The organism is Flavobacterium daejeonense DSM 17708 (genome assembly GCF_000425425.1).
Classification (GTDB): Bacteria; Bacteroidota; Bacteroidia; order Flavobacteriales; family Flavobacteriaceae; genus Flavobacterium; species Flavobacterium daejeonense.
This window is the reverse complement of record NZ_AUDK01000021.1, coordinates 39,611-55,923: the sequence shown is the minus strand read 5'-3', so window position 1 is coordinate 55,923 and position 16,313 is coordinate 39,611. Positions and strand designations below refer to the sequence as shown.

19 protein-coding genes are annotated in these 16,313 nt (G+C 34.9%); 8 read left to right on the top strand and 11 right to left on the bottom strand.

The window, feature by feature from the left end; translation table 11 throughout:
• Nucleotides 1-48: 48 nt before the first annotated feature.
• The 11 genes from H599_RS0114260 to H599_RS0114205 form a co-directional block, all read right to left on the bottom strand.
• Nucleotides 49-801, bottom strand: a complete 753-nt coding sequence (locus H599_RS0114260) for a PA3715 family protein (RefSeq protein ID WP_026714750.1) — start codon at nucleotides 799-801, stop codon at nucleotides 49-51.
• Between the two features lie 65 nt (nucleotides 802-866).
• Nucleotides 867-1,265 carry a hypothetical protein gene (locus H599_RS0114255; RefSeq protein WP_026714749.1) on the bottom strand — a complete coding sequence of 133 codons (399 nt, stop codon included), beginning with the start codon at nucleotides 1,263-1,265 and terminating at the stop codon, nucleotides 867-869.
• Nucleotides 1,266-1,295: 30 nt separating this feature from the next.
• The gene (locus H599_RS0114250) at nucleotides 1,296-2,078 is read right to left on the bottom strand and encodes an enoyl-CoA hydratase/isomerase family protein (RefSeq protein WP_026714748.1); all 783 of its coding nucleotides are present in this window, start codon (nucleotides 2,076-2,078) and stop codon (nucleotides 1,296-1,298) included.
• 9 nt (nucleotides 2,079-2,087) lie between these two features.
• A complete protein-coding gene (locus tag H599_RS0114245) occupies nucleotides 2,088-3,503 on the bottom strand; it encodes an ATP-binding protein (RefSeq protein WP_081810574.1) in 1,416 nt (471 codons plus the stop codon).
• 123 nt (nucleotides 3,504-3,626) lie between these two features.
• Complete coding sequence (locus H599_RS0114240) at nucleotides 3,627-4,175, bottom strand: CopD family protein (protein ID WP_026714746.1); 549 nt, start codon at nucleotides 4,173-4,175, stop codon at nucleotides 3,627-3,629.
• Between the two features lie 104 nt (nucleotides 4,176-4,279).
• Nucleotides 4,280-5,293: a ferrochelatase gene (gene hemH, locus H599_RS0114235; RefSeq protein WP_026714745.1), complete on the bottom strand. Its 1,014-nt coding sequence runs from the start codon at nucleotides 5,291-5,293 to the stop codon at nucleotides 4,280-4,282.
• 144 nt (nucleotides 5,294-5,437) lie between these two features.
• Complete coding sequence (locus tag H599_RS19835) at nucleotides 5,438-6,682, bottom strand: DNA-methyltransferase (RefSeq protein ID WP_035141678.1); 1,245 nt, start codon at nucleotides 6,680-6,682, stop codon at nucleotides 5,438-5,440.
• 2 nt (nucleotides 6,683-6,684) lie between these two features.
• Nucleotides 6,685-7,254, bottom strand: a complete 570-nt coding sequence (locus H599_RS20385) for an ApaLI family restriction endonuclease (protein ID WP_245600526.1) — start codon at nucleotides 7,252-7,254, stop codon at nucleotides 6,685-6,687.
• A gap of 128 nt (nucleotides 7,255-7,382) precedes the next feature.
• Complete coding sequence (locus tag H599_RS0114215) at nucleotides 7,383-8,249, bottom strand: helix-turn-helix domain-containing protein (RefSeq protein ID WP_026714744.1); 867 nt, start codon at nucleotides 8,247-8,249, stop codon at nucleotides 7,383-7,385.
• A gap of 102 nt (nucleotides 8,250-8,351) precedes the next feature.
• The gene (locus H599_RS0114210; RefSeq protein WP_026714743.1) at nucleotides 8,352-8,891 is read right to left on the bottom strand and encodes a YceI family protein; all 540 of its coding nucleotides are present in this window, start codon (nucleotides 8,889-8,891) and stop codon (nucleotides 8,352-8,354) included.
• A 16-nt stretch (nucleotides 8,892-8,907) separates the two neighbouring features.
• Nucleotides 8,908-9,276 (bottom strand): hypothetical protein, encoded by a 369-nt coding sequence (locus H599_RS0114205; protein WP_026714742.1) that lies wholly within the window; start codon nucleotides 9,274-9,276, stop codon nucleotides 8,908-8,910.
• A gap of 155 nt (nucleotides 9,277-9,431) precedes the next feature.
• Here H599_RS0114205 and H599_RS0114200 point away from each other — a divergent pair, with 155 nt between their 5' ends.
• From H599_RS0114200 to hemE, 8 genes are all read left to right on the top strand, one after another.
• Complete coding sequence (locus tag H599_RS0114200) at nucleotides 9,432-9,824, top strand: hypothetical protein (RefSeq protein WP_155960788.1); 393 nt, start codon at nucleotides 9,432-9,434, stop codon at nucleotides 9,822-9,824.
• 17 nt (nucleotides 9,825-9,841) lie between these two features.
• Nucleotides 9,842-10,681: a DUF5777 family beta-barrel protein gene (locus H599_RS0114195; protein ID WP_026714740.1), complete on the top strand. Its 840-nt coding sequence runs from the start codon at nucleotides 9,842-9,844 to the stop codon at nucleotides 10,679-10,681.
• Between the two features lie 127 nt (nucleotides 10,682-10,808).
• Nucleotides 10,809-11,237, top strand: a complete 429-nt coding sequence (locus H599_RS0114190; protein WP_245600525.1) for a hypothetical protein — start codon at nucleotides 10,809-10,811, stop codon at nucleotides 11,235-11,237.
• A gap of 18 nt (nucleotides 11,238-11,255) precedes the next feature.
• Entirely contained in the window at nucleotides 11,256-11,837 is a 582-nt protein-coding gene (locus H599_RS0114185) for a globin family protein (RefSeq protein WP_026714738.1), read from the top strand.
• A 373-nt stretch (nucleotides 11,838-12,210) separates the two neighbouring features.
• Nucleotides 12,211-13,467 carry a glutamyl-tRNA reductase gene (hemA, locus tag H599_RS0114180; protein ID WP_026714737.1) on the top strand — a complete coding sequence of 419 codons (1,257 nt, stop codon included), beginning with the start codon at nucleotides 12,211-12,213 and terminating at the stop codon, nucleotides 13,465-13,467.
• Nucleotides 13,468-13,539: 72 nt separating this feature from the next.
• Nucleotides 13,540-14,466 (top strand): hydroxymethylbilane synthase, encoded by a 927-nt coding sequence (hemC, locus tag H599_RS0114175; protein WP_026714736.1) that lies wholly within the window; start codon nucleotides 13,540-13,542, stop codon nucleotides 14,464-14,466.
• Nucleotides 14,466-15,134 carry a uroporphyrinogen-III synthase gene (locus tag H599_RS0114170; protein WP_026714735.1) on the top strand — a complete coding sequence of 223 codons (669 nt, stop codon included), beginning with the start codon at nucleotides 14,466-14,468 and terminating at the stop codon, nucleotides 15,132-15,134. Before hemC ends, H599_RS0114170 begins: the two co-directional genes overlap by 1 nt.
• A 94-nt stretch (nucleotides 15,135-15,228) precedes the next feature.
• The gene (gene hemE, locus H599_RS0114165; protein ID WP_026714734.1) at nucleotides 15,229-16,254 is read left to right on the top strand and encodes a uroporphyrinogen decarboxylase; all 1,026 of its coding nucleotides are present in this window, start codon (nucleotides 15,229-15,231) and stop codon (nucleotides 16,252-16,254) included.
• Nucleotides 16,255-16,313 lie beyond the last annotated feature (59 nt).

Sequence of the window (16,313 nt, the reverse complement as noted above, 5' to 3'; positions counted from 1 at the left end):
CTCTAATGAAAGACAAAGCCACTCCGAAAAGAGTGGCTTTGTTGTTTCTTAGTTTAGTAATTTAGGGACTAAAACATACATTTTTTGTTTTTCATCAAATCTTAATACGCTTTGTTTTGAACTCTGTTTTTTGATGATTTCTTTATCGCAATTGGCATCAAGTGAATAGTCTTTGAACTTCGTTTTGACAATAATATCGTTAAACTTATCTGCTAAATTAGTATTGATAACAAAAACACTTTTTGAAGTTTCAAATGAAGCATTTTCACAACCACCACCATTTTCACCATTCGATTTTTCAAGTTCAAAATCATGCAATACTTCAACAATTTGGTTGTTTTTAAAACAATAAAGATTAATTGAATTTAAACTAAATGGATTTACACTGGAACTTCCGCTATAACTATATCTTATACCAAAAGCTCTGGTTTTTTTGTTCAAATAATAAAGTCCTGTATCAATCTTTAATTCATCAAATCTCAAAGCATCCGAAGTCCATTCCGCTTTTTTGATGTATTTGAATTCAATTGATTTGGTGTTTTTATTCCACACCAATAGGTTATTGTCAATATCAAAACATTCCTCACATTCCGAATCACGATTACTAATAACTGGCAAAACAACAATTACTTTATTATTTTGATTCGGAAGTGCTTTCAAGCAAATTTTATCAGCCAAAAGATTCTTTTCATTGACTTTTAAGAATGCAACAGCTTTATTAATAATTTCTTTATCTGACAATTCCTGCCCAATAATTGAACTTTTAAAAAGAATAAAAGCAATTACCAATAAATTTTTCATGCACTAAAATGTTTTATTTAGTTCTTTAAATCAAAATTCAGCATTCACAAACCTTCAATCTGAAATCAAATCCCCTTAGCTTTCATTTCCAGAATCACATCTGAAGGGTTCAGGAAAGTCGGTGCTTGTTCCGTAATACTACCGGCGCGTTTTTTATTGAGTTTAAAAACCACATCCTGTTCGCTGGTAAATAACAAAGCGCTTAAAAAAGGCTTATTCATCAACGAAAACAAAACAGGATAGATTTCCTCCAAAGAATGAAAACTTTCGGTCTCTTCGGTCTTAAAACGGCTTATAACCGACATTTGCATCACATCATTCTCCAGTAAAACCGGACGAACATAAACATTCTTGATTTCGGTATCGCCAATGGTTTTTGCCAGCGTTAATTTGGCAAAAGTTTTATCTTCTATACTCTGTTTTACTCTTTCCCAAAAAAGCGCAAAAATAGGCTCGTATGACATTTTATTTATTTGATTATTAATTTTTGAAAACTACTCTCCTGTAAAAACCGCTTTTCTTTTTTCCAAAAAGGCTTTGGTACCTTCTTTGAAATCCACGGTTCCAAAACATTTTCCAAAGGATTTAATCTCGGTCTCATAGCCATTCTCCCCTTCTCTGAAATTGGCATTTACCGCATGAATCGCCATACTAATAGCTGCCGGAGAATTTTTAATGATTTTCTGTGCCAATTCATTACAGAAATCCAAAAGCTCAGCCTGTTTACAAATATGATTTGCCAATCCTACTCGGAAAGCTTCCTCAGCCGAAATCATTCCGGCGGTTAAAATCATTTCTAAGGCACGTCCTTTGCCAATTAGCTGCGGCAAACGCTGTGTTCCTCCGTAACCGGGAATCACGCCCAGAGAAACTTCCGGAAGTCCCATTTTAGCATTTTCAGCAGCTACACGAATATGACAGGACATAGCCAATTCTAAGCCTCCTCCCAGCGCAAATCCGTTAATCGCTGCAATAACCGGCACCCGAAGATTTTCGACAAAATTAAACAAGGTTTCCTGTCCCTGAGCCGATAACTGAATACCTTCTTCTACTGAAAATTCGGCAAATTCGGCAATATCTGCTCCGGCCACAAAGGCTTTTTCGCCGCTTCCGGTCAAAATAATGGCGCGAACATCCTGAAGCATTTCCAGAGTTGAAAAAGCATGATGCAATTCGGCAATGGTAACTTTATTTAAAGCATTTAATTTTTCAGGTCGATTGATGGTAATGGTTGCAATATTATGCTCTTTTGCAATCAAAATGTTTTGGTAGCTCATTGTGTTGATTTAAGAGTTAATAATGGGTAGCGAAACTGTAAAACGTGTTCCTTTTCCGTATTCGGTTTCAAAGTTGATGCTGCCTTTATAGTTTTCGATAATATTCTTTATAATTCCTAATCCCAGTCCCATTCCACTGCTTTTGGTGGTAAACTTAGGTTCGAAAATACGATGTATATCCTCCGTTTTAATCCCGATTCCGTTGTCTTCTACAACAATTAGCACATTATTATCTTCTTTTTTGACCGAAACAGCTACCCTCTTGTCCTCTTGTTGCTCCGGAATCGATTGTATGGCATTTTTTACTAAGTTAGTAATTATTCGGATTAATTGGGTACGATCGATCTTCGAAATTATCTCCGGCGCTTCACTTTCAAAAACAATTTGATTTTCGGTGAAAATATCTAAGGCCAATTCGACTACCTCAACCACATTCAGCGTTTCGTTTTGCTGTGCCGGCATCGAAGCAAAATTAGAAAATGCCGAAGCCACCGAATTCATCGTATCAATTTGCTGAATTAATGTTTCGGAGTAATCTTTCATTTTTTGCAAAATATTCGGATCATCCGGATTAAATCGACGTTGGAAGCTTTGCACTGTCAATCGCATTGGTGTCAGCGGATTTTTAATTTCATGCGCCACCTGTTTGGCCATTTCGCGCCAGGCTTCTTCCCTTTCGCTTTGCGCTAATTTAATGGCACTTTTTTCTAATTCGTCCACCATTTGGTTATAACCGGCGATCAACAAATTGATTTCTTTGCTGTTGGCAGTAATTAAAATCTTTTCATTTTTTTTGTTCAAACGCGTTTCGTTTAATTTATCCGAAATGGTTTTCAGTGATTTGGTAATATATGAAGAAAGGAAATAAGCCAAAGCAAAAGCGACAATCAGCATGAAAGAATACACCTGACTCAACCGGATGAGAAAACCATGTAATTCTTTATCATAAAAACCGTCATCTTCCTGATAGGGAATATTTAAAACCCCCAGCGGTTTGAATTTATCATCTTTAATTTGGGTAAACGAAGAGCGATTTTTAATGCCGTTAATGGTCGTAATATCCACATAACGCTTTTCAATCGAAGAACGAACCAGTTTCAGAATGTATTTGGGAATGGGTGGCGCTACTTTGTCCACCGAAAAGGTCTCTTTGGAAGATTTTAGTAAGTTTCCGTCCAAATCATAAATATTGATTTCGATATTATGAATGTGAGCTAATTCATGAATTTTATCCTTAAAAATCAAATCCAAATTTTCGGTTGTCAAAGGATAAGTAGTCGTGGAAAGAATGTAATTGATGTGTTCTCGAACCGCATTTTCCTTGCGTTCCAAACGTTCCTGATGGTATTCCATAGCTTCGTTTTTAAACTGAATAATAGAAATCGAAGCCAGTAAAACCGAAGCTACAATTATCACAACGATCATCGAAAGAAAGATTCGAATTCGCAAGGATAGCATTGATAATTTGAAGCTCTTTAGCATATTTTAGTGATTAGTGAATTGTAATTAGTGATTAGTAAAAGCTAATTACAAATCACCAGTTACTAATTACTTCTTTTCTCTTATTCTTTTATAAAATTTAAAGCCTAACATGATTAAAACCGAGAACAAAATAATCCCGATGACACCATAAATCCAATTTACGGCATTTTTTAAAACTACTAAAAAAACAACCGCAAAAAGAATAATAGTAGCTCCTTCATTCCACAAACGCATAAAATTGGCGGAATAGTTTACCTCATCTTTTTGTAATTGTTTGTATATCTGATGGCATTTTAAATGATACAAATACAGCACAAAAACAAAGCCAAGTTTTACATGCATCCACGGCATTTGCAACCAGGCATTTCCCGTAGGCGTAAACAACAGCATCCAAAAAGCAAAAATACTGGCTAAAACCGCCGATGGCCAGGTAATAATGTACCACAAACGATAACTCATGATTTTGAATTGCGTTTGCAAAATCTCTTTTTCAGGAGAAGGTTTATCGGCTGCTTCAATTTGGTACACAAACAAGCGGACGATATAAAACAAACCCGCAAACCAGGTAATGACAAAGATTAAATGCAGGGATTTTAGATAGTTGTAATAATCCATTTGAATTTAGATTTTAGATTAACGATTTTTAATTTTTGACTGTTCCATTCTAAAGACTTAGCATTAAATCTAAAATCGTTAATCAATATTCATCAATCTTAAATCTATTTCGCCCAATCGTTAATCCAGTTACTTACGGTTTTACACCAGTCGTCACCATCGTTCAAGCAAGGAACGGCAAGGAATTCTTCTCCCCCGTGTTCTTCAAATTCTTCTTTGGCACGCATGGCAATTTCTTCCAACGTTTCTAAACAGTCCGCCACGAAAGCTGGTGTAACTACCGCTAGTTTCTTAATACCTTTTGCAGGCATTTTGTTGATTTCAACATCCGTATAAGGCTCCAACCATTTATCTCCAGCCAAACGGGACTGAAAAGTAACACTGTATTTTTCTTTTGGAATTCCTAAAGCTTCTGTAGCTAATTTGGTCGTTTCATAACATTGGTGACGGTAGCAAAATGCATGAGCCGGTGATGGCGTATTACAACAAAATCCGTCTATCTTGCAATGCGATTTGGTAATATCTGTTTTTCGAATGTGACGTTCCGGCAAACCATGATAGGAAAACAACAAATGGTCGTAATCATAGGTTTCTAAAGAACTTTTGATAGAATCGGCTAAATTTTGGATATAATCCGGTTTGTTGTAAAAAGCAGGAACGGATGAGAATTTCATGTTTGGAAAATGTTTCCTTCTCACTTCTTCAGCTTTTTCTAAAACCGTCACTGTTGAGGACATCGCATGATGCGGATACATCGGAAACAACAATACTTCCGTCACTCCTTTATCTGCCAGTTCTTTTAAACCGGAATAAATATCCGGATTTCCGTAACGCATTGATAAAGCAGCCGGAATACCTAACTGTGGTTTTACCTTTTCAAACATGCGTTTTGAAAGTACAATCAAAGGCGAACCTTCTTCCCACCAAATTTTACTATACGCTTCGGCTGAATCTTCAGGTCGTTTTCTTAAAATAATACCGCGAACCAATAACGCTCTCAATAAAAAAGGAACGTCGATAACGTATTTATCCATCAAAAATTCGTCTAAATACGGCTTTACATCTTTGGGAGTTGGACTTTCAGGTGAGCCTAAATTGATAAGTAATGTACCTTTCATCTTTTAATTTTTGTTGTCGCAAAAGTAAACCAAATCTATGTTGGTATAAATTACTATTAACTATTTTTTATTTATTATTGAATTAAAAAAATCAATATTAAAATTTAAGGATTAATCATTAATTGATTCAAAAACAAACTTAAACTAAACTGTTTTAGAAACATTTAATCCTCCTTTTTGCAAAAAATTCTTAAAATTTTCTTTATCTTTTTTTATTAATTCTTTAGTCTGTAATTCAAGCGATTTTATAATTGTCACGTCAGATTCAAAACCAAAAAGTCTGCTTATTCCTGTGTCTCTGGTTTGGATTAAGATTTTCATTTTATAATTCTTACCATAAGATGCCTTTTCTAGTTTCTCAATTGCATCTTCTATTGTTTCATATTCGCCTTGAATTTTTACCGGAACTGGCAGACCTTCAAAATGGTCTTTTAAAAATCCATCTATTCCACTATTTCTTTGAACAGGAAAAGCATTTATGTTTTGTAAAATGGCTAGTTCTTTCTCCGTTTTTTCTTGATACTCGTTTGTTCCTTTGTTTAAAAGGTTTGATTCTGAAATTATCATTTCTTCTAATCTTAAACTTGCAAGTTCAACAGCATCTTGTGAAATATCAATTCCGATAAATTGTCTCTTTAATAATTTAGCAGAAACACAAGTTGTTCCGCTACCACAAAATGGATCAACAACCAAGTCACCTTCGTCTGTAACGATATTTAAAATTTGATTGAGCAATAAAACTGGTTTTTGGGTTGGGTAACCCGTTCTTTCTTTTGCTTTTGGATTTAAGTATGGAATTTCCCAAACGTCAGAAAGAGGAACACCTTTTTTCTCCTTGCCTAAAATTACATTTCCGTTTTCATCTTTTTTATAAACAGATTTTCCATTTTCATTACGTTCTCTGTCTTGTAATATTTGGTCAAGATTTGTTGTTGCCGAATAATCAGTATAAAGTGTATTGAATTTAAAATCTTGTGTTTTAGAGTAAAAGAAAATTACTTGATGAGCATTTAACAATCCCTTTTTAGCATTAGACCATCTTTTATATGACCAAATAATTTCACTTTGGAAGTTCTCACGTCCAAAAACACTGTCCATCACAACTCTAATATTATGCGATGCCGTTTTGTCGCAATGAAGAAATACACTTCCTGTGTTTTTTAAAATCCTTTTCGATTCTTTTAATACATTTTCAACTAGTTCTAAATATTCTTCAATTGAGTTGTATTTGTCGTCAAATTCATAAGTTTTAGAATTGTCTTTATTCCTAAGACTATGTTTGCGTTGAGTAAAAAAAGGTGGATCAAAGTAAATCAAGTCAACTTTATTGGTTTCAATTTCTTTGAGTTTTTCAACGCAATTTCCGTGATAGATTTTATTAGTTTCCATTTTTAGGGTGTCCTTTCGTTAGCAATCTGTGTCAAAATAGCTTTTAGGTCAACTCCAGAATATGTTTTTAAATATTCCCAAGCTTCATCACCACCATAGTATTCTCCGTCAACACCTGCATAAAGTGTATTCAAAGTTTCCTGAATTTTAATCGCTTGTTCTCTTTGAGGATAATAAAACATTACCCTTATTGGCTTGTAGCCATGCTCTCTAATTACTTTTACTCTTGTATGTTCTTTTGTTATGTGGTCTCCGTCTGTGGTTGCATCTCTCCACTTTACTTCTATGGCATCATTGCCATTTAAAAAGTCAATCTCAAAGGTTTTTGGACGTTGTCCAAGGGTGTTTTCTATTTTGGTTTTTATGCCTTCTGGAAAATTAAAATTCAGGCATAAAGTAGCAGCTTCTTCAAGAAATGAACCTGCATATTTATAAAGAAAACGTCCTGTATTTTGATATTGGTCAATAAGTTGCCCTTCTTGTAAGGAAATGCCCAAAACTCGATAAATGAGATAATGAGAGTTGTCATCAGCTTTCATTTCTTCTGTTCTCGCTTCAATCTTTCCTTTCAAGTTTGCCGAATATACTTCAGCTAAATTCTTTATATTTTGTATTAATTCCTCCATTCAATTGTTATAAATAAACTTGTTTGCAAGTTAAAAATTTTGATGATCCAAATTTATCCTAATTTGAAGTTTAATTAAGCATTTGGATTGATTGACATCAAATATTTTTTGGGTGTGGTTCCAAATTTCTTTTTGAAAGCCGCAATAAAATGGCTTCCGGTGCTGTAACCTATTTTCAAGCCTACTTCATTCACATTATAGGAACCGCTGTCAAGCAGTTTTCGGGCAAAATCCATTTTGTAATCAAACAAAAAACCATAAACCGTATCGCCATAAATTTGTTTGAAACCCATTTTGAGTTTTTTCAAATTCAGCCCTACCTGATCTGCCAGTTCCGGTAATCCCGGTGGCTCAGCCATATTAGCAATGATAATTTCTTTGGCTTTCTTGATTTTCAACACATTTTCTTCATCTACTAAAAACGGACATTGTTCCGCATCAGGATCTTCATTTCGGTTGAAAAACAAGCTCAATAATTCGTAACCTTTGCCTTTGTAATACAAATTTTTTATCGAAGGATTCAAATTATAATGGAACATCTGATTCAAAACAATGGCCATCGACGGACTGATATCGCTTTCGTTATAATATTTTTTGTCCTGATTTTCTTTGCTCAAAAACGGAATATGTTCGGCATCGGAAGTAAACAATCCGTGAAACTTTTTGATAGAAACAAAAATAGAAATCAACCAGGATTTGGGTGCAATCTGAACATTCAACGGCAGTTCTTTTTCGGTATTATAAAACAACAATGCTTTTTCTTCCTTGAGATTAAGCACGTAATTTCCCTGATTAAAAATGTAATTAGCACTACCTTTTAATCCGAAATGAAATTGAATTAAACCCAACTGAACCGGACGCTGAAAGGTTAAAACGGCATCGGTATTATTTTGAAAACGAATTAAAATAAAATCATCGTCAATTTTTATTTCTTCCTCCATTTTTCCTGTTTACTTTGTTCCACTTTTGTTTTTTGGTCTTTCAAAATTAAATCTTTTTGATGGTTTATTCTAAAATAAAAAAATCTTTGTTCTTTCCGTCCCCTATTTCAAAATTCCATTCAGCTGAATGTGGACGGCATTAGAAACTTTATTTTTTACTATTGCGGGAATATCAATAGCAAAATCACTGGCTTTTACTGAAAAATTTGAGGTTATTTTAATTCCTGAACTGGATTGACTTATTTTAAGAACCGCCTGAATGTCTTGGTTTTTTCCGTGCAATTCTAATTTTCCGCTAACCCGATAATCCTTAGGTATCGAAGTCAAACTCTGAAGGTCAAAATTTTCAATTTTCCCTCTAAAAATCGCTTTTGGATATCGGTCACTTTCTATATAATTTTCATTGAAATGCTCTTCCATCAACGCCACTTTAAACCGAAATCCTTTCATTAAAGCCAAACTGGCAATTTCGCCCGTTTTCGGGTTTAGAACTAAAGTTACCGCATTATTCGTTGCTTTTACTTCTTCAAATGAAGGCACTGAAGCTTCAAAAACGATGGCCGCCGTTTTACAAATCATTTTCTCCTGGGCAAAAGTCAAACTGGCTAACAACAAAACGCTTATTAAAATAATTTTTTTCATGTTTTCTGTTTTTAAATTATTCTTCGACAAATCCGTCATTTTTCCATTGCACTACAATATCAATGGTGGCTTGCGGTAATCTTGGCCCGCCTTGCGGCATCAACAAACTATTGCCGTTGTTAAATGAAATTCGATTAATCAATCCCCGACTTTCAATAGCATTTTTCACCTGAGCATAAGTCACTAAAGACATTGGAGCACCATTCGTTAGTGTGGCACCATGACAACGAATACAATTATTATCCATAATCGGTTTTACATTTTGTTTATAGGTAACAACGCCTTCAATGGGCGAATTATCCATTAAAGTTTCCGGATTATCATTGGAACAAGCCATAAAAAAACAGACAGATAACAGCAACATAAAATGATTTTTTATTTTCATAACGATTGGTTTTTTGAGAATTAAACAAAACAAAGTCAGCTCGATAAATGATATACGACAAAAAAATCTTAGCGGTTTTTGAAACTTATAATTTTTGTCAAAACCAAATTCAGAATTCCCACGTACATATCAATAGGTTTCTAAAATTCAGCATCATGAAGAAAAAATTACAATATGGAATCTTGATTTCCGCAGTAACATTGGCTGTAATTCTTTATTGCTATGTCTATCAAAACCATAGAAATATTAATCAGGAAAAAGCCGCTTACTCGATGAATGTTCCGGAATTAGAAAAAGAATTTACCGCCAATGATAGTTTGGCGCTGGCAAAATTTCAGAACCAAACGATACGAATAACGGCTACCATAACGGCCTTAGACCACCAAAACAACTTAATGGTTTTGGATCATAAACTCTTAGCCATTTTTACCGACAGCATTCCTAAAAACATTAAAATCAATCAAAAAGTGAATGCCAAAGGACGCTTTCTGGGCTATGATGAATTAATTGACGAATTTAAAATGGACCAATGTTCATTTGCTGATTAACCAATAAAAAAACATTTATGAAAAAGCTTATCTCCCTGTTATTGCTGGTTCCCTTAACAGCATTTTCCCAAAATGATTTACTAAACGGAATCGATTCCATTTCTTCCAAAGAAAAAGTCACTGCCGCCTTTAAAGCTTTAAAAATTGTCAATTTAGAATCAACCAAACTGGTTGCCAAAGGCGATTTGTATTTTATTGTAGCCCATCGGTTTGGTTCGGTAAAAGATGGTTTTGAAGGTTTCTTCGGATTAGACAATGCAAACACCCAACTGAAATTTGTTTACGGACTAACGGAAAATTTAACTCTCAGCGCTGCGAGAAGCGAACTGGCTTATGATTTTTCGGCAAAATATGCTTTGGTACATCAAATTAAAAATGGTTTTCCGCTAAGCATTGCAGGCTTTACAAGTTTAGCCATAAACAATACACTAAAAGAAAGCTTGTACCCTAAACTCACTTTCGACAATCGATTGACTTATTTGCAACAATTATTGATTTCCAGAAAATTTTCTGAAAAATTATCTTTCGAAATTGCCCCAACTCTTTTCCATGAAAATTTTGTTGACAATCCGCAACAGCAAAACACCCAATGTGCTTTAGGATTTGGCGGACGCTACAAACTATCTAAACACTGGTCTCTTAATATGGATTACGCAGCTCATTTGAACAGAGCTTCAAACTCTATTTATAAAAATCCATTATCAATAGGTTTTGATTTAGAAACCGGAGGACATGTTTTCCAAATGCATTTTACCAGTTCACAAGGCATTCACGAAGCCGCTTTTCTGGGTCAAACTACGGGAGACTGGACAAGAGGCGATGTATTTTTTGGATTTAATCTGCTGAGAGTTTTTTAGAATTTATCTGAATCAAAATCCGTTTTAGTATTTAAAACAATTCTAAATTAGTCTTTTTCGCATAAAAATTAAAACCAGAGCAAACCATAACTCGTAAATGATTTTTAAAACCAAAAAACTTTTAAAAATGAAACCCATAATTAAAAAAGGACTTTTAATCATCGGAGGCATTTTGCTTTTATGCATCTCAATTTTGTTGTATCACGTAATAACGGTGAAACCTGCCGAATATGAAAATGCAAACATCCAGGTGAGTCGCATTGACTTTGAAAACAACATCGATGCTGCGCAGGCGAAACAAATTTGTACCGATTTAAGAAGCATCAAAGGCCTGACTTCTGATTCGATTATTGTAAAAAGAAACGTTGTGGTGTATTTCCACAATAACAAAATGACCAATTCAGAAAAGGTATTCAACGAATTAATGCACAAAAGAGATTATAAAGCCAAACGCTTTATCGTTGACGCTAAACTGGCTAACAAAGCGGTTTGTCCAATGGATCAAAACAGCTTTAGTTACAAATTATTTAAAACCGTAAATCATTTTTTTAATTAACCTTTAAATCCCATTATTATGAAAAATTTTTCAAAACTTACGCTTAGTGTTTTGTTAATTGCATCGGCTGCATTAACCTCATGTAATGACAATGATGATCCGGAAGTAAAAGCTTCGATTTATGTCCGATTGGGGGGAACTACTATGGTTGCTGATCCTGATAATTCCGGTCAAATGATTGAACAAGGACGCTTATCTTACCGTAAAGTAATAAATTCTACTGTAGGGCTTATTGTGGCAGATGTCGAGGCGAATGCATCCGGAAATCTAGGAGCTCATTTTGCGCCACTTTTAACTGAAGTTGATGCAGGAAACACAACTAATTTAGCCATATTAGTAGATAACTTAACCGACTTCTTCTCCTACAATACCGGAGGAACAAATTCAGTAAATATGTATTCGGGTTTAAGTATGGCCGATGCTCACAACCCGGCTAAAAATCCGCGTATGGGAACAAAATCTTCTAATGCGGATTACACCAAATTTGTAGGTTATGTAGGCGCAGCTGCTAACACAAATGGTGTGGCTTCCAATACAGAACTTTACACCGATATTGTTGCTGTATTAGAGTCATTAAGAACTCCAATAGTTCAAAAATAATTCTTTTTGAAAATAAAAACGCTCCCGTAAAGGGTAGCGTTTTTATTTAAATGCAATTGAAAAATACCTCAGCATAAATTGTTATATAATTTTACAATATACACTTCTCACTGCCATTTAATAACAATTTACCAGAACCCTCAGCGATATTTTTTGCTTATATAAAAATAGTTATTTGTAATTAGTTATTTAGAATAAATCTACACAAATATTCTAAAAACAACTGTTTTTACTGATTTTTCGAATAGAATCGATTTTATAATGACCATTTAAGACCAAAGTGTCTCTTAGCGACACAAAAAGAACTTACAGCGTTGTTTTTATAAAATAGTTAATAATACTTTTGTAGAACTTTTTTAAGGAAAGTATAATTATGGAAAGTTTTAATATGTCCAGAAATACCACTTTTTACGCTTTAGGACTAAGTTATAAGAAAGCAGATGCAACGATTAGAGGAAAATTTAGCTTAGATGCCAAAGCTCAATCTATTCTGTTAACTCAGGCTGAAGCCGAAGGAATTGAAGCTTTAATTGTAACTTCAACCTGTAACAGAACCGAAATCTATGGTTTTGCCAATCATCCTTATGAGCTTATCAAACTGCTTTGTGAAAACAGTAATGGTTCGGTTCAGGAATTTCAGGAAGTAGCCTACATCTATAAAAATCAGGAAGCGGTCAACCACATGTTTCGCGTAGGAACCGGATTAGACAGTCAGATTTTAGGTGATTTTGAAATCATCAGCCAAATCAAAAATGCCTTTATTCAAAGTAAATCCTATGGTTTAGTAAACGCTTTCATGGAACGTTTAGTCAATTCGGTGATTCAGGCAAGTAAAAAAATCAAAACCGACACTGAAATTTCTTCCGGAGCAACCTCTGTTTCCTTTGCATCAGTTCAATATATTATCAAAAATGTTGAAGATATTGCCAATAAAAATATCCTGCTTTTCGGAACAGGAAAAATTGGGAGAAACACCTGTGAAAATCTGGTAAAACATACCAAACACGAACAAATTACCCTTATCAACAGAACCAAAGACAAGGCTGAAAAACTGGCTGAGAAACTGGATTTGGTGGTAAAAGATTATGCCGATTTACAACTGGAATTACAAAAAGCGGATGTTTTAGTTGTAGCTACCGGCGCTCAAAATCCAACCGTGGACAAAGCAATTTTAAATCTGAAAAAACCTTTACTGATTTTAGATTTGTCCATTCCTAAAAATGTAAATGAAAATGTTACCGAAATTGAAGGAGTAACATTGATTCACATGGATCACTTATCGCAAATAACCGATGAAACTTTGGAGAACAGAAAAAAACACATTCCTGCTGCAGAAGCCATCATCGAAGAAATAAAAGACGAATTCAAAATTTGGACAAAAGGTCGAAAATTTGCCCCAACCATCAATGCGCTGAAAGCCAAACTGAATGAAATCAAAAATTCAGAATTGGATTTTCAAAGTAAAAAAATAGCCGATTTTAACGAAAAACAAGCCGAAATCATCAGCAACAGAATCATTCAAAAAATCACGACTCATTTTGCCAATCATCTCAAAGATGAAAACACCATGGTAGATGAAAGCATTGAATGGATTGAAAAAGTCTTTAAAATTGAAGCTGTAGTGAAATAATTTTTCAACACAAATTACACCAATTTTCATAAATTTAACTAAATCATAATTTAAGTTATGATGTAAAACAAAATGGCAGAAAAAACAATACGTATCGGGACAAGAGATAGCGAACTCGCTTTATGGCAGGCACATACTGTTCAAAAGAAACTAAACGATTTGGGTTATAAAACCGAAATTGTTGCCGTAAAATCACAAGGCGATATTATTCTTGACAAACCTCTTTACGAATTGGGAATCACCGGAATTTTTACTAAAACACTGGATATTGCAATGATTAACGGCGATGTGGATATTGCCGTTCATTCCATGAAAGATGTCCCTACTGCTTTGCCTACAGGAATTGTTCAGGGAGCTGTTTTAAAAAGAGCCAACACCCTGGATATTTTAGTTCACAAAGGAAACTTAGATTTTCTGGAAAGCAACGGAACAATTGCCACCGGAAGTTTACGTCGTCAGGCGCAATGGCTCAACAAATACCCTAATCATACCGTAGTGGATTTACGCGGAAATGTAAATACCCGAATGCAAAAACTACAGGACAACGACTGGAACGGAGCTGTTTTTGCCGCTGCCGGACTGGAACGAATCAACTTAAAACCGGGTGATTATATCGACCTGGACTGGATGATTCCCGCACCAGCTCAGGGCGCTATGTTAGTGGTCGTTATGGCAAATGATGATTATACTTTGGATGCCGTTTCCCAATTAAATGACATCGAAACAGAAGTTTGTACTTATATCGAACGTCAGTTTTTAAGAACCTTAGAAGGCGGTTGTACCGCTCCTATTGGTGCTTTAGCCAAATACAATGAAGAAGAGGACACCATACATTTTGATGGCGTTTTATTCTCTTTGGACGGAAAACAAAAAATAGAAATCAACAAAGTAGTTGACATTTCCGAATGGAAAAAACTTGGATTCCACTCAGCCAAAGAAATTCTGGAAAATGGCGGCGCCCAACTTATGGATGCTATTAAAACTAATTTGAAAAAGTAATGAGTCAAATCAGTATTCTTTCGACCAAAACTTTAGCTGTAGCACAACGTCAGGCTTTTCTTGATGCCGGTTTTGACCTTTTAGAACAGGATTTCATCGAAATCAAAAACACTCCTTTTGAATTAAAAGGAATCAATACTAATTTGATTTTCAGCAGTCAAAATGCTGTTTTAAGTTTATTGGAACAAAAGGACTGGGAAAAACTTAAATCTAAAAATGTATTTTGTGTAGGTGAAAAAACCAAAGATTTGCTGGAGGCAAATGGTTTTAAAGTAGAAGCTTATATGGATTACGCATCTGAATTGGCAGAAATAATCACGCTTATCTACAACAAAGAAAGCTATACTTTTTTCAGCGGAAATCTACGCAAAGAAACCTTACCAAAAGCACTGAAAAATGCTGGTATCACTTTCAATGAAATCGAGGTTTACCAAACTAAATTAGCTCCATTTAAAATTTCCAAAGAGGAAAATTTTGATGGAATTTTGTTTTTTAGTCCTTCGGCTGTTGAAAGTTATCTGACTAATAATAAAATCACTAAAGAAGTTTGCTTTTGCATAGGCGAAACCACCGCAGCAGCATTAGAAAATAAAACCAAAAACATCGTCATTGCCGCTGAACCGACAATTGAAGATGTGATTGAAGCCGTAATCGAAGAATATAAATAAACATTTAGCTATCAGTAATTAGCTTTTAGCTTAATCGAAAATAAATAATTATAATGCTAATAGCTTACCGCTAATAGCCAATAGCTTAAAAAAAATGATAAAAAACGACCTATTTTTAAAAGCACTAAAAGGAGAAACTGTACAACGTCCACCGGTTTGGATGATGCGTCAGGCAGGAAGATATTTACCGGAATTCAGGGCTTTACGTGATAAATATGATTTTTTCACCCGTTGTGAAACTCCTGAATTAGCTGCCGAAATCACCGTACAGCCTATTCGTCGTATTGCTCCGGATGCTGCGATTTTGTTTTCGGATATCCTTGTAGTGCCAAGAGCGATGGGAATTCACGTTGAGTTGAAAGACAATTTAGGTCCGATTATCCCAAATCCAATCCGTACCATGGAACAGGTCAATCAGGTTTTTGTTCCGGACGTGAATGAAACTTTAGGTTACGTATTTGACGCTGTGAAACTGACTAAGGAAATGCTGAACGACGAAGTGCCTTTGATTGGTTTCGCTGGTTCGCCCTGGACGATTTTCTGTTATGCTGTAGAAGGAAAAGGGTCGAAAAGTTTTGATACAGCTAAAGGTTTCTGTTTCTCCGATCCGGTTGCAGCCCACACTTTATTACAAAAAATCACCGATACTACCATTTTATATTTAAAAGAAAAAGTAAAAACAGGTGTTAATGCCGTTCAGATTTTTGATTCCTGGGGTGGAATGTTGTCTCCTACAGATTATCAGGAATTTTCATGGAAATACATCAACCAAATTGTTGAGGCTTTGGCAGAAATCACTCCGGTTATTGTTTTCGGAAAAGGTTGTTGGTTTGCTTTAAATGAAATGGGTAAAAGTAAGGCTTCGGCTCTTGGTGTAGACTGGACTTGTTCGGCCAGAAACGCTCGTTATTTATCAGGTGGAAATGTGACTCTACAAGGAAATTTTGACCCGTCTAGATTGCTTTCGCCAATTCCAACCATCAAAAAAATGGTACACGAAATGATTGACGAATTCGGTAAAGACAAGTATGTAGTGAATTTAGGTCACGGAATTTTACCAAATATTCCTGTAGATCACGCTAAAGCGTTTATTGATGCAGTGAAAGAATACGGAAATTAATTGTTGACAGTTGTTAGTTGATAGTTGTTTGAAAAATCATAGTAACTGTCAACTAACAA